The sequence below is a fragment of the Mesorhizobium sp. WSM4850 genome (assembly GCF_055811735.1).
Genome location: NZ_JBVVPV010000007.1, coordinates 38,079 through 50,930, shown reverse-complemented (window position 1 = coordinate 50,930; position 12,852 = coordinate 38,079). Strand labels below are relative to the sequence as shown.

12 protein-coding genes and 1 tRNA gene are annotated in these 12,852 nt (G+C 63.3%); 7 read left to right on the top strand and 6 right to left on the bottom strand.

Features of this window, described 5'->3' with window-relative positions; genetic code table 11:
• The first annotated feature begins 72 nt into the window (after positions 1–72).
• The 4 genes from AC0L2Z_RS10185 to glpK all read left to right on the top strand — a co-directional run bounded on the left by AC0L2Z_RS10185 (position 73) and on the right by glpK (position 4,593).
• Positions 73–891 (top strand): carbohydrate ABC transporter permease, encoded by an 819-nt coding sequence (locus tag AC0L2Z_RS10185; RefSeq protein WP_065007668.1) that lies wholly within the window; start codon positions 73–75, stop codon positions 889–891.
• Between the two features lie 27 nt (positions 892–918).
• Positions 919–1,200, top strand: a complete 282-nt coding sequence (locus tag AC0L2Z_RS10180) for a DUF2160 domain-containing protein (RefSeq protein WP_027151937.1) — start codon at positions 919–921, stop codon at positions 1,198–1,200.
• 72 nt (positions 1,201–1,272) lie between these two features.
• Positions 1,273–3,015, top strand: coding sequence for an ABC transporter substrate-binding protein (locus AC0L2Z_RS10175; RefSeq protein ID WP_027151938.1), 1,743 nt, complete (start codon positions 1,273–1,275; stop codon positions 3,013–3,015).
• Positions 3,016–3,099: 84 nt separating this feature from the next.
• Positions 3,100–4,593, top strand: coding sequence for a glycerol kinase GlpK (gene glpK / locus AC0L2Z_RS10170; RefSeq protein ID WP_473627767.1), 1,494 nt, complete (start codon positions 3,100–3,102; stop codon positions 4,591–4,593).
• Positions 4,594–4,675: 82 nt separating this feature from the next.
• Here the strand turns inward: glpK and AC0L2Z_RS10165 are convergent, their stop codons facing one another.
• On the bottom strand, positions 4,676–5,242 hold the full coding sequence (locus AC0L2Z_RS10165; RefSeq protein ID WP_473627765.1) for a BA14K family protein: 567 nt from the start codon (positions 5,240–5,242) through the stop codon (positions 4,676–4,678).
• 263 nt (positions 5,243–5,505) lie between these two features.
• On the opposite strand from AC0L2Z_RS10165, the gene AC0L2Z_RS10160 reads away from it, so the two are divergent.
• Positions 5,506–5,581 (top strand) — tRNA-Lys (locus AC0L2Z_RS10160).
• A gap of 115 nt (positions 5,582–5,696) precedes the next feature.
• On the opposite strand, the gene dprA is transcribed toward AC0L2Z_RS10160, so the two are convergent.
• The 4 genes from dprA to AC0L2Z_RS10140 form a co-directional block, all read right to left on the bottom strand.
• A complete protein-coding gene (dprA, locus tag AC0L2Z_RS10155; RefSeq protein WP_473627763.1) occupies positions 5,697–6,821 on the bottom strand; it encodes a DNA-processing protein DprA in 1,125 nt (374 codons plus the stop codon).
• A complete protein-coding gene (plsY, locus tag AC0L2Z_RS10150; RefSeq protein ID WP_287376476.1) occupies positions 6,818–7,405 on the bottom strand; it encodes a glycerol-3-phosphate 1-O-acyltransferase PlsY in 588 nt (195 codons plus the stop codon). Before plsY ends, dprA begins: the two co-directional genes overlap by 4 nt.
• Before the next feature lie 146 nt (positions 7,406–7,551).
• Positions 7,552–8,838, bottom strand: a complete 1,287-nt coding sequence (locus tag AC0L2Z_RS10145) for a dihydroorotase (protein WP_128172395.1) — start codon at positions 8,836–8,838, stop codon at positions 7,552–7,554.
• Positions 8,835–9,800, bottom strand: coding sequence for an aspartate carbamoyltransferase catalytic subunit (locus AC0L2Z_RS10140; RefSeq protein ID WP_128168134.1), 966 nt, complete (start codon positions 9,798–9,800; stop codon positions 8,835–8,837). Before AC0L2Z_RS10140 ends, AC0L2Z_RS10145 begins: the two co-directional genes overlap by 4 nt.
• Positions 9,801–9,958: 158 nt before the next feature.
• Here AC0L2Z_RS10140 and AC0L2Z_RS10135 point away from each other — a divergent pair, with 158 nt between their 5' ends.
• Both AC0L2Z_RS10135 and AC0L2Z_RS10130 read left to right on the top strand, forming a co-directional pair.
• Entirely contained in the window at positions 9,959–11,587 is a 1,629-nt protein-coding gene (locus tag AC0L2Z_RS10135; RefSeq protein ID WP_128168135.1) for a DNA alkylation response protein, read from the top strand.
• 486 nt (positions 11,588–12,073) lie between these two features.
• Positions 12,074–12,385, top strand: a complete 312-nt coding sequence (locus tag AC0L2Z_RS10130) for a DUF6105 family protein (RefSeq protein WP_128168136.1) — start codon at positions 12,074–12,076, stop codon at positions 12,383–12,385.
• Here the strand turns inward: AC0L2Z_RS10130 and ruvX are convergent.
• Entirely contained in the window at positions 12,352–12,837 is a 486-nt protein-coding gene (ruvX, locus tag AC0L2Z_RS10125) for a Holliday junction resolvase RuvX (protein ID WP_128168137.1), read from the bottom strand. The two genes, AC0L2Z_RS10130 and ruvX, sit on opposite strands and share 34 nt — an antisense overlap.
• Positions 12,838–12,852: the final 15 nt, after the last annotated feature.

The following is a 12,852-nucleotide window of genomic DNA, read 5'->3' as shown; positions in this document are numbered from 1 at the left end:
GACGTTTTGATGCGAGAACAGACAACGCCGCCACCGGCGTCGAATGCGGCGGGTCTCCAGTCGGCGAGCGTAATGAGCGGACGCGGCCGGGAGGCGCGCTTCCTTTGGCTCGTGCCGACGGTCTACATCATCTTTCTGATGCTGCCGATCTACTGGCTGCTCAACATGTCGTTCAAGACGACGAACGAAATCCTCGGCGGCTTTTCATTGTGGCCCCGCAGTTTCACGGTGGCCAGCTATGTCGAGATCCTCACCAACCCCGTTTGGTACAATGGCTACATCAGCTCCATCAGCTATGTATTTATCAACACTGCGATTTCGGTCAGCGTGGCGCTGCCCGCTGCCTATGCCTTCTCGCGCTACCGCTTCCTTGGGGACAAGCACCTGTTCTTCTGGCTGCTGACCAACCGCATGGCGCCGCCGGCGGTTTTCGCGCTGCCGTTTTACCAGCTCTACTCGGCCATCAATCTCTTCGACACGCCATGGGCCGTTGCGCTGGCGCACTGCCTGTTCAACATACCGCTCGCAGTGTGGATTCTCGAAGGCTTCATGTCCGGCGTGCCGAAGGAGATCGACGAGACGGCCTTCATAGACGGCTATTCCTGGCCGCGGTTCTTCGTGAAGATATTCATGCCGCTGATCGCTTCCGGCATCGGTGTCACGGCGTTCTTCTGCTTCATGTTCTCTTGGGTCGAGCTTTTGCTCGCCAAGACGCTGACGTCTGTCGCCGCGAAGCCGATCGCCGCCGTGATGACCCGGACGGCGAGCACATCGGGCTACGAACTCGGATTGCTGGCGGCCGCCGGCGTGCTCACCATCGTGCCGGGCGCGATCGTCATCTGGTTCGTCCGGAACTATATCGCCAAGGGGTTTGCGCTCGGCCGCGTCTAGCGGCGGCGCAGCGAAGGAGTAAAGACGATGGATCTGTCATGGATGGCCTGGACTTGGCAGACCGCCACCTTCTTCGGCGTGATCCTGCTTCTTCTGGTCGGGATGACCGTGTGGGAGTGGGCCAGTCCTGGCGGAGCGCCGCGCCATGGCATTCTCGGCCTCGACACGACGCGTGGCGACCGACTGTTCATTTCGCTGCTAGGCAGCGCCTACATCCATCTCGCTTGGCTGGGTCTTGTCGGACCCAACTTGTGGTGGGCACTCGCCCTCTCGATCGTCTACGCCATCGGCGTTTTTCGATTCGTCTAGGGGGAGAAACTGTTGGAGCGGCCGCGCAACGACCGCTCCGATCGCACTTGAAACCGAAATGGGAGGAACCTCATGCGACGTCACCTACTAACATCGACAACGGCACTAGTCCTGCTGCTCGGGGCCAGTCAGGCCTACGCAGGCATGGACGAAGCCAAGACATTCCTTGACACGGAAATCAATGGCCTTTCGACCCTCGATCGCTCGGCTCAGGAAGCCGAAATGCAATGGTTTGTCGATGCCGCGAAACCCTTCGCCGGCATGGAGGTCAACGTGCTGTCGGAAGGTATCCCGACACACACCTATGAATCGACCGTGCTCACCAAGGCGTTCGAGGCGATCACCGGCATCAAGGTCAACCACCAGATCCTCGGCGAGGGCGAAGTCGTCCAGGCGGTGCAGACACAGATGCAGACCAACCGCAACCTTTATGACGCTTATGTCAACGACAGCGACCTGATCGGCACTCATTCGCGGCTGCAGCTTGCCGTGAATCTCACCGATTTCATGGCCGGCGAAGGCAAGGATGTCACCCTTCCGACGCTCGATCTCGAAGACTTCATTGGCATCAAGTTCACGACCGGCCCGGACGGCAAGCTCTACCAGCTCCCGGACCAGCAGTTCGCCAACCTCTACTGGTTCCGCAAGGACTGGTTCGACAAGCCGGAACTCAAGGAAAAGTTTAAGGCCAAGTATGGCTACGATCTCGGCGTCCCGGTGAACTGGTCCGCCTACGAGGATATCGCCGAATTCTTCTCCAAGGACGTGAAGGAAATCGACGGCGTGCAGGTCTTCGGACACATGGACTACGGCAAGCGCGCACCCGATCTCGGTTGGCGCATGACTGACGCGTGGCTGTCCATGGCCGGCACTGGCAGCCCCGGCGAGCCGAATGGCATCCCGATCGACGAATGGGGCATTCGCATGGAGGCGGGCACCTGCAATCCGGTCGGCGCGAGCGTTTCGCGCGGTGGCGAGGCGAATGGTCCGGCGTCGGTCTATGCCATCGCAAAGTGGGATGAGTGGCTGCGCAACTTTGCGCCTCCCGGAGCAGCGAGCTACGATTTCTACCAGTCGCTGCCCGCGCTGAGCCAAGGCAACGTGGCCCAGCAGATCTTTTGGTACACGGCTTTCCTCGCCGACATGGTGAAGCCCAAGTCGGAAGGCAACAACACGGTCGATGATGAGGGCAATTTGTTGTGGCGCATGGCCCCGTCGCCGCACGGCCCGTACTGGAAGGAAGGGCAGAAGATCGGCTATCAGGACGTGGGCTCTTGGACGATCCTGAAATCGACCCCGGCCGATCGTGCCAAGGCCGCCTGGCTTTATGCGCAGTTCGTCGTGTCTAAGACCGTGTCTTTGAAGAAGTCCCATGTCGGGCTCACTCTGATCCGCGATTCCGACATTCGGCATCAGTCGTTTACCGACCGTGCGCCCAAACTCGGCGGCTGGGTGGAGTTCTACCGCTCTCCAGACCGGGTCGCCTGGTCGCCGACCGGCATCAACGTGCCCGACTACCCGAAGCTCGCCCAGATCTGGTGGCAGCAGATCGGCGACGTGAACTCCGGGGCGTTCACGCCGCAGCAGGCGATGGACCGCCTCGCTGAGGAAATGGACATCACGATGGCCCGCATGCAGGCCGCCGACGAGTCCGCTAAGGTCTATGGCGGCTGTGGTCCGCGACTCAACGAGCCGAAAGATCCGACCGAATGGTTGGGCAAGCCGAACGGTCCTAAGGCCAAACTCGAGAACGAGAAGCCGAAAGGCGAGACCATCGTCTATGAGGAACTGATCAAGCGCTGGACCACCCAGTAGGCTTGCCGAACCGCCAAAGCGGAAAGAGACCACAGGGAGGCGGCGCGAGCCGTCTCCCTTCGTTGTAACTGAGGGGTAGACAGCATGACCGGATACATCTTGTCGATCGACCAGGGCACCACGTCCAGCCGCGCCATCGTGTTCGATGGATCCATGAAGCTCGTGGGCAGCGGACAAAAGGAGTTTGCCCAGCACTATCCGGCCTCCGGCTGGGTCGAGCACGATCCAGAGGAAATCTGGGACACGGTCATTTCGACCTGCAAGGCAGCCTTGGCTGCTGCCGGGCGAAAGGCCGCCGATATCGCGGCCATCGGAATCACCAACCAGCGCGAGACCGTCGTCATCTGGGACAGGGCGACCGGCAGGCCGATCCATAACGCGATTGTCTGGCAGGACCGCCGCACCGCGCCGCTGTGCCAGAAATTGAAGAAGCAGGGGTTGGAGAAGAAGTTCACCAGGAAGACCGGCCTGCTGCTCGATCCCTATTTCTCCGGCACCAAGATCGCCTGGATGCTGGACAAGGTGAAGGGCGCCAGAAATCGTGCCGAGAACGGCGAATTGCTGGCCGGCACCATCGACAGCTTTCTGATCTGGCGGCTGACCGGCGGCAAGGTTCACGCTACCGACGCCACCAACGCCTCGCGCACGCTGGTCTACAACATCGAAAAAAATGCCTGGGACGACGAGCTCCTAGCCATTCTTGGTATACCGGCAAGAATGCTGCCGCAGGTGAAGGATTGCGCCGACGACTATGGAATCACAGAGAAAAGCCTGTTCGGCGCAGAGATAAAGATCCTCGGTGTGGCTGGCGACCAGCACGCGGCGACCATCGGCCAGGCCTGTTTCGAGCCGGGCATGATGAAATCGACCTATGGCACCGGCTGCTTCGCGCTGCTCAACACCGGCAGCGATCTGGTGCGCTCGAAGAACCGTCTGTTGACGACCATTGCCTACAGGCTGAACGGCAAGACCACCTATGCGCTGGAAGGGTCGATCTTCATCGCAGGTGCTGCCGTGCAATGGCTGCGCGACGGCATCAAGGTGATCGGCAAGGCCGAGCAGAGCGGCGTGCTGGCGGCGAGCGCCGACCCGACCCAACAAGTCTACCTGGTGCCGGCTTTCGTCGGGCTTGGCGCGCCGCACTGGGACGCCGAGGCGCGCGGCGCCATCTTCGGGCTGACCCGCAATTCGGGCCCGGCGGAATTTGCCCGTGCCGCACTCGAATCGGTCGCGTTCCAGACGCGCGACCTGCTCGATGCGATGCGCAGGGACTGGAAGAGCGCGTCAGCGAAGACCGTTCTCAGGGTCGATGGCGGCATGGTGGCGTCGGACTGGACGATGCAGCGGCTTGCCGACATCCTCGATGCGCCGGTCGACCGCCCGACCATCCTGGAGACGACGGCGCTCGGCGCGGCATGGCTGGCCGGCTCGAAGGCCGGCGTCTGGCCGAAGACAAGGGAATTCGCCAGGAGCTGGGCGCTGGAGCGACGGTTTCGACCGGACATGGATGCATCGGTCCGTTCCGCAAAGCTGGCGGGTTGGCGCCATGCTGTGCGACGGACACTGAGCACGCTGTAGATTCGCGCTCCGAAAAGAAAAGCCTGCGCCGTTGCCGGCGCAGGCTTTTCAACAAGGTTTATTCAACTCTGCCCTTGGCTTATCAATAGGGCGAGATGCACTGCCGGCGGGGGCCGTAGTAAGGCTTAAACGTGTTGTCGTAGGCCCGGTAAGATCTGTAGCGGCTGTAGCACCACTCCACGTGGGCATCGCCGCGATAGATGCGGCGGCTCTGGTTGTTGATGATCGCGCCGGTGATCAGCGCGCCGGTAGCGAAGGCCGCCAGCGGGAACCAGTAGTCGTTGTAGCGACGATAGCTAGGACGATAATAGCGATAGCCGCGATAGCCGCGATAATACCTGAAATCGTCGTTACCGGCGAAACGACGAAAATCGCGGCGGGAAAAATCGCGGCGGGAGAAATCGCGACGGAACTCGCGGCGAGAAAAATCGCGACGGAAATCACGGCGAGAGAAATCGCGACGTAAATCGCGACGCGAGAAATCCCGGTTCCTCCACCTCCACCGTTCATCCTGAACTGTCTGGACATCCGACGAGACGTTCTGACCCAGCGGCACGTAGATGGGCTGGGCGTTGACGGGCACGATCTGCGCTACAGCGAATGATGCTGACAGCACGGTCGCCAGCAAGCCCGACATGATCCTGTTCATGGCCTTCTCCTTGATAGCGTCGTCCCTTGTAGCGATAAAAACGGGCAGGTTGCGCAATTGTTCCGCGAAGAATAGCAAGCTGCTGATTCGTAATGCGTCTCGGCTTTTGTGCGAGACAGCCACTCCGGTCTTGTCGAGACGGTTTGCGAGGCGTCAGCAGACCGCGAAAAGTCCGGCTCGCGAGGCCTCTTTTTCCGGTTGACCGTTCGAGACACTCTCCCTATGTTCCGCGCAATTTCGAGGGCGGCATCCTGAGCCCGCGGGAGCGCGTAGCTCAGCCGGTAGAGCAACTGACTTTTAATCAGTAGGTCCAGGGTTCGAATCCCTGCGCGCTCACCATTTTTTCCCTGAAAATCAACAGGTTAGCGTTCCTGTTCCCGGTCTAAAGCGAGATGCTTCATGACGCCTTGGGTTTTCCAGCGGTCGAGCCAGGTTCTCTCAAGAATCGTCTCGATCACACCAGCGAGACATTGCCGCCGGCGTGGCGCTCCAGCCGGCCGGCTAAGTCGAGTTCCAGCAGCACCATGAAAACCTGGGCGGGATGCAGGCCGGTGTGGCGGATGATTTCGTCGATCGCCACCGGCGTTGGGCAGAGCGCTTCGATGACGCGGGCGCGGTCGTCTTCGCCGGGTGGCGGTGTTGCCGAAAAGTCGGGCGGCTCTTCGAGCAGCGGCGTTCTTGGCGCCAGTTTGCCGACCAGCGGCGCGATCGCACCGGTAATGTCCGCTGCTTCGGTGACCAGGGTGGCGCCGTCCTTAAGCAAGGCGTTGGCGCCGGCGGCGCGCGGATCGAGCGGCGAGCCGGGGACGGCGAAGACCAGCCGGCCCATCTCGCCGGCAAGCCTGGCGCTGATCAGCGAGCCGGAGCGCAGCGCCGCCTCGACCACGACCAGCCCCAATGCCGCACCGGCGACAAGGCGGTTTCGGCGTGGAAAATCCTGGGCGCGCGGCTGCCAGCCGAACGGCATCTCTGAAATGATGGCACCGCCGCGCTCGGCAATCTCGTTGCACAATGCGGCATTCTCGGGCGGGTAGGGCAGGTCGAGGCCGCCGGCCAGCACACCGATCGTGCCTGACGCAAGGCTGCCCTGATGGGCTGCCGTGTCGATGCCGCGCGCCAGGCCGGAGACGATGCCGAAGCCGTCGCGGCCGAGTTCGGCGGCGAGCGTCCGCGCCATCTTGATGCCGGCCAGCGAGGCGTTTCGGGCGCCGACTATGGCGACCGCCGGCAGCCGGAACACCGCGCCTTCGCCCTTGACCGCGAGCAGCGGCGGCGGATGGTCCATGCTTTTCATCAGCGGCGGATAGTCGGCCTCGCCAATGCCGACGAAGCGGGCGCCGGCGCGCCGTGCGGTCTCCAGTTCCGCCTCGGCCTCGGCCACCGTCGGGATGCGGACGGCCTTTCTGGCGCCGCCCGAAACCATCAGCTCGGGCAGCATCTCGAGCGCCGTCTCGGCCGAGCCGAAGCGGTTGATCAGGTCGCGAAAGGTGGCCGCACCGACATTCGACGTGCGGATCAAACGAAGCCAGCTCAACCGCTGCCGGTCGCTGAGCCGCGTCCCGGCGGCGCGCTGGCTCACTCCCTGGCTCCGATCTTGTTCTCGGTGCCGGCCAGCAGCCGGGTAATGTTGGCCCGGTGTTTTATGATGGCGATCAGGCTCATCAGCGCGAACAGCCCGGCAATCTCGGGCGTGCTGAGGACATAGAGCGCGATCGGCACGACGATTGCTGCCGTCAGCGCCGCCAGCGAGGAATAGCGGAACAGGAAAGCCATGGCCAGCCAGACGACGGCAAAGATCAGCGCCACCTGCCAGCCAAGAGCGATCAGCACGCCGAGATAGGTGGCGACCCCCTTGCCGCCCTTGAAACCGAGCCAGACCGGGAAGAGATGGCCGAAGAAGGCGCCTAAGCCGGCCCAGAGCCCGAGCTCCGGGGCAAAGTAACCGGCGATCAGCACCGCCGCCGTGCCTTTCAGCGCGTCGAGCAGCAGCGTGGCGGCAGCCAGGCCCTTGTTGCCGGTGCGCAGCACATTGGTGGCGCCGATATTGCCGGAGCCGATGTTGCGGACGTCGCCAAGGCCGGCGGCACGGGTGATCAGGAGGCCGAACGGGATGGAGCCGAGCAGATAGCCGAACACCAGCGCCAAGACGATGCCGTAAGCCATTGTTCCCCCGGATATGCCCTAAAGCGCGTCGCGTTTGACCGGCCTGATGCGACGCGCTTTAGGTTGCTGTTTTATGCATGTCGTTATCGCAAAACCGCTGCGCACCCTCGGGTCAGGCCCGAGGGCATGCTTTTGCGCGACATGCATTAGGCCGAAAACACTGTGCGGCCCGCCACCATCGTTTGCAAGACCTTGCCCTGCAGCCGCGCGCCTTCGAAACAGGTGTTTTTCGAGCGCGAACGGATGCCGCTTTCGCTGACGATCCATGGCTCGTCGAGATCGACCAGCGCAAGGTCGGCGACCGCACCCGGCTTCAGCGTGCCGCCGGGCAGGCCGAACAGTCTTGCCGGCGCAGTGGACAACGTCTCAACCAACCTGAGCAGCGTCATATCGCCATTGTGGTAGAGCCGCAGCGCCGCGCCGAGCAGCGTTTCCAGTCCGATGGCACCGGCCGCGGCGTCGGCGAAAGGCAGCCGCTTGGTGTCGACGTCCTGCGGGTCGTGCGAGGATACGATGATGTCGATCGTGCCGTCCTTGACCGCCTCGATCATCGCCAGCCGGTCCTCCTCGGCGCGCAGCGGCGGCGTCAGCCGGAAGAAGGTGCGGTATTCGCCGACATCGTTCTCGTTGAGCGACAGATTGTGGATCGAGACGCCTGCTGTGACTTTGGCGCCGTCGGCCTTGGCCCTCGTTACCGCGTTTGCCGCCATCGCAGTTGAAATCTTGGCCGCGTGATAGGCGCCGCCAGTCAGCCGCGCCAGCGCAAGATCGCGCTCCAGCGGAATGGACTCGGCCTCGCGCGGAATGCCGGCAAGGCCGAGCCAGCTGGCATAGAGGCCTTCGTTCATGACGCCTGACGAAGCGAGGTCGGCGTCCTGGGTTTCATGCGCGATCACGCCGCCGAAATCGCGCGCATAGGTCAGCGCACGGCGCATCACCAGTGCGCTTGATATGGTGTGCCGGCCGTCAGTGAAGGCGATCGCGCCGGCCTCGCGCAGCAGGCCGAATTCGGTCATCTCGCGGCCTTCGAGCCCCTTGGTGATCGCCGCCGCCGGAAAGATATTGACGACGGCAGTGTCCTTGGCGGTGCGCAGCACGAATTCGACCAGCGCGACATTGTCGATCACCGGGTCGGTGTCGGGCATCATGACGATGGAAGTCACGCCGCCGGCCGCCGCCGCCACGCTGGCCGAAGCGATGGTCTCACGGTGCTCGCCGCCCGGTTCGCCGATGAAGACGCGCGCATCGATCAGGCCGGGAATAATTGCCTTGCCGGCGCAGTCGATGACGTTAGCATCTTGCGCAGCGCCCTGGTTCAAGGCCGCCTTGCCGGCAGCGACGATCTTGCGGCCCTCGACAATGACGGTGCCGACCTCGTCAATGCCGCGCGACGGATCGATGATGCGGGCCCGGCTGAACACCGTTGTGCTCATGCGCCGCGGCCTTCATAATTGCGGCGGGGATCGAGCAGCGCTTCCATCACCGCCATGCGAACGGCAACACCCATCTCCACCTGTTCCTGGATGACGCTCTGCGGACCGTCGGCGATTTCCGAGGCGATCTCGACGCCGCGGTTCATCGGGCCGGGGTGCATGACCAGAGCGCCGTCCTTGGCCGCCTTCAGCTTCTCGGCGTCGAGGCCGAAATAGTGGAAATACTCACGCACCGAAGGCACGAAGGCGCCTTCCATGCGCTCGCGCTGCAGCCGCAGCATCATCACCACATCCGCGTCCTTGAGCCCTTCGGCCATCGAACGGGTGACGATCACGCCCATTTTCTCGATGCCGGCGGGCAAAAGCGTCGACGGCGCCACGACGCGCACCTGCGCGCCGAGCGCATTGAGCAGCATGATGTTGGAACGCGCCACGCGCGAATGCAGGATGTCGCCGCAGATCGCCACGATCAGCTTCGACAGCGGGCCCCTGGCGCGGCGGATGGTCAGCGCGTCGAGCAGCGCCTGCGTCGGGTGCTCATGGGCGCCGTCGCCGGCATTGATCACCGAGCAACCGACCTTTTGCGCCAGCAGCGCGGCGGCACCCGCCGACTGATGGCGGATGATCAGGATGTCGGGATGCATGGCGTTCAGCGTCATCGCCGTGTCGATCAGCGTCTCGCCCTTCTTCACCGAAGAACTGGCCACCGACATGTTCATGACGTCGGCGCCGAGCCGTTTTCCGGCCAGTTCGAACGACGATTGCGTACGGGTCGAAGCTTCGTAGAACAGGTTTATCTGGGTGCGGCCACGCAGCGTCGAGGCTTTCTTCTCCGACTGCCGCGAGATCGCGACCGACCGGTCCGCCCTGTCCAGCAAAAGCTCGATGTCGGCGGGGGAAAGATCGCGGATGCCCAGAAGATGGCGGTGGGGGTAGAGTGGCAGGGACGAAGCGTCGGTCATCTCAAGGCGCTGCTATAGGGTGGAGGACCTTTGGCTGCAAGCACCAGCTTTGGATTGCGGCCTTTCTCCCCGGTATTTTCGTCGCGCTCGTTGCGCGGCTTGGGCTATATCTAGCTGATGGCTTCGGATTCGTGGCCTTGTGATGATAAGGACAGCGTGTGACCGACGACGTGACGAACCAGCCGCCGCCGCTGGCCGGCGGCAACGCCTGGCGAGGCGATCCGTTGCTGATCCAGCTTGCCGAGCGTTTTTCCGATCCGGTGCGCAAGGATATCGATGGGCTTGGCCGTTTCGTGCTGACGCAGGAGGCGCAGGAACTGGCCCGCCTCGCCAATGTCGAGACGCCGAAGCTCAGGACCCATGACCGCCAGGGCAGGCGCATCGATCTGGTCGAGTTCCATCCAGCCTATCATGCGCTGATGCGCCGGTCGGTGGCGAACGGGCTGCATTCGTCGGTCTGGGAAAATGGCGATGCCGAGATCGGCCGCCGCCATCAGGTGCGCGCCGCCCGTTTCTACCTGACGGCGCAGCTCGAAACCGGGCATCTCTGTCCTATCACCATGACCAGCGCCTCGCTGGCAGCGCTGATGGCAAGCCCGAAACTGTTTCGCGAATGGGCGCCGCGGGTGACGACACGCAAATACGACCAGAGCCAGAAGCCGCCGGTCGAAAAAGCCGGGCTGACGCTCGGCATGGGCATGACCGAGAAGCAGGGCGGCACCGACGTCCGCGCCAACGTCACCAGGGCCGAGCGCGCCGGCAGCAGCTTTTATCGGCTGACCGGCCACAAATGGTTCATGTCGGCGCCGATGTCGGATGCGTTCCTGGTGCTTGGACAGGCGCCGGAAGGACTGTCGTGCTTTCTCGTTCCCCGCATCCTCGGCGATGGCTCGGGCAACGGCTTCCGCTTCCAGCGGCTGAAGGACAAGCTTGGCAACCGCTCCAACGCCTCGTCCGAAGTCGAGTTCGTCAATGCCATCGGCGAGATCGTCGGCGAACCCGGGGCAGGCGTCAAGACGATCATGGATATGGTGACGCTGACCCGGCTCGACTGCGCGATCGCCTCGTCGGCGATCATGCGAGCCGGGCTGGCCGAAGCCGTCCACCACACCCGTCATCGCCAGGTGTTTGGAACCAATCTGATCGAGCAGCCGCTGATGCAGCGCGTGCTGGCCGACATGGCTCTCGACGTCGCCGCCGCCACCGCGCTGTCATTCCGACTGGCGCGCTCTTTCGACGAGGCGGCCGGCGACCGCGGCGAGGCGGCTTTTGCGCGCGCCATGACGCCGGTCGTCAAATACTGGGTCTGCAAGATCGCACCGCCGCTGCTCTATGAGGCGATGGAGTGCCTCGGCGGCAATGGCTATGTCGAAGAGGCGCCGCTCGCCCGCTACTATCGCGAAGCTCCGGTCAACGCGATCTGGGAGGGATCCGGCAACGTCATGGCGCTCGACGTGCTGCGCGTGCTGGGGCGTGCACCCGGCCTGTTCGAGGAGGTGCTGGCCGGCATCGATCGCGATCTCGGCGCCGGCGGGCGCGGCACCGTCGGTGTGCTCAAGGCAGCAATGCAGGTCGCGGCAACCGATGAGGGCTCGGCGCGTCTGCTCACCGAGCAACTGGCGCTGTCGGCGGCGGCGGCGGAGCTTCGCAGGCTGGGGGCAGGGCGGATCGCCGACGCCTTCGTCGAGACGCGCCTCGCCGGCCAGTGGCGCAACACCTATGGCATGCTCGATTCACGCCATGACGCGCGCATGATCATCGACACGCTGTACCCACCGGTCACCTGAAGCGACTTCGGCAAGGTTTCTCGTCGTTTGTCGCGCCGCTAGATGATTGCGAGAGCACAGGGGCGCCGTTGATCGATGGTACGACTTCGAGCAAAAAGCCACGGAAGAAGCGTTGAAGACCTGGTGCGCGGATAACGACATCAAGTCAGCAGCTGAAGTTGAGGTATCAAGCGTCTGGTGGTGTCAGGATCGTTCCGATGACTGGCCCAGGGCCTATTGGGGAGCGGGCGAAATCCACGTCCAAGCCACGGTATCAGGCGAGATAACGCTCACCGCCGCTGTGGATGACCGTTAACCTTAACAAATGGTTTCCATTGCAGCGGCAGGCCGCAAAGCCCACTGTCCTATCTACGGAAGCAGGAACGCTATGCGGCATATATTGAGCTCCTCGATGGCGAAGGCGGCGGCGCACAACTCGGCGCTCTCGCGCATTTCAGGCAGCCTGGACGCGACCTTGTGGCCGGACACGAACTTGAGGGACCGCTGATGCGCACCTTGTTCGCGCTATGGGCGACGCCGCTCGCCTTATTCTGGGGCTGGTTCTTCCTGTCGCTCAACGACATCAATTTCGGCTACGTCATGCTGAGCCGCCAATTGCATGACCTCGTCTTCCAGCTCTATGGCGAGATGCTTGGCATCGATCCGGCGCTCATTCCGGGCATGGTGGCAAAGGCCTGCATCCTCGACAGCCTGCTGCTCATGGCGTTTTGGGCGTTTCGCCGACGCCGGGTGATCGGTGGCTGGATCAGGATAATGCGCGACCGCTATTTCGACCAGGCGTCGACGCCGAGCGTCTGAAGCCGGTCGAGCGCGCCCTGCAGAATGAAGGCCGCCGCGGCCGAATCGATCTTGCCGGCGCGTTTGCGGCGCGAAAAATCCATCTCGATCAGCGTCCGCTCGGCCGCCACCGTCGACAGCCGCTCGTCCCACAAAACGAAGGGCAGGTCGGTCACACCAGCCATGTTACGGGCGAAGGCGCGGGATTTCTGGGCGCGCGGGCCTTCCGACCCGTCCATGTTGACCGGCAGGCCGAGCACCACGGCCCCGACATTCTCTTTCTCCAGCAAGGCGAGCAGCACTGCGGCATCCAGCGAGAATTTCCTGCGCATGATGACGGGACGCGGGTGGGCGAAGGCAAAGCCCCGGTCGGAAACCGCCACGCCAATCGTCTTGTCGCCAAGGTCGAGCCCGGCCAGCGTCTTGCCGCCGCCGAGCCGCGCCGGCAACTCCTCGATGGTGATGATGCTCAACGGCTTTCCTCGGAC

What these genes read in the sequence shown, in the direction of transcription:
- AC0L2Z_RS10145 (WP_128172395.1), bottom strand. Translation starts at nt 8,838, where the DNA reads ATGAGCACAACGGTGTTCAGCCGGGCCCGCATCATCGATCCGTCGCGC.
- glpK (WP_473627767.1), top strand. Translation starts at nt 3,100, where the DNA reads ATGACCGGATACATCTTGTCGATCGACCAGGGCACCACGTCCAGCCGC.
- AC0L2Z_RS10130 (WP_128168136.1), top strand. Translation starts at nt 12,074, where the DNA reads ATGCGCACCTTGTTCGCGCTATGGGCGACGCCGCTCGCCTTATTCTGG.
- AC0L2Z_RS10180 (WP_027151937.1), top strand. Translation starts at nt 919, where the DNA reads ATGGATCTGTCATGGATGGCCTGGACTTGGCAGACCGCCACCTTCTTC.
- AC0L2Z_RS10165 (WP_473627765.1), bottom strand. Translation starts at nt 5,242, where the DNA reads ATGAACAGGATCATGTCGGGCTTGCTGGCGACCGTGCTGTCAGCATCA.
- plsY (WP_287376476.1), bottom strand. Translation starts at nt 7,405, where the DNA reads ATGGCTTACGGCATCGTCTTGGCGCTGGTGTTCGGCTATCTGCTCGGC.
- AC0L2Z_RS10140 (WP_128168134.1), bottom strand. Translation starts at nt 9,800, where the DNA reads ATGACCGACGCTTCGTCCCTGCCACTCTACCCCCACCGCCATCTTCTG.
- AC0L2Z_RS10175 (WP_027151938.1), top strand. Translation starts at nt 1,273, where the DNA reads ATGCGACGTCACCTACTAACATCGACAACGGCACTAGTCCTGCTGCTC.
- AC0L2Z_RS10185 (WP_065007668.1), top strand. Translation starts at nt 73, where the DNA reads ATGAGCGGACGCGGCCGGGAGGCGCGCTTCCTTTGGCTCGTGCCGACG.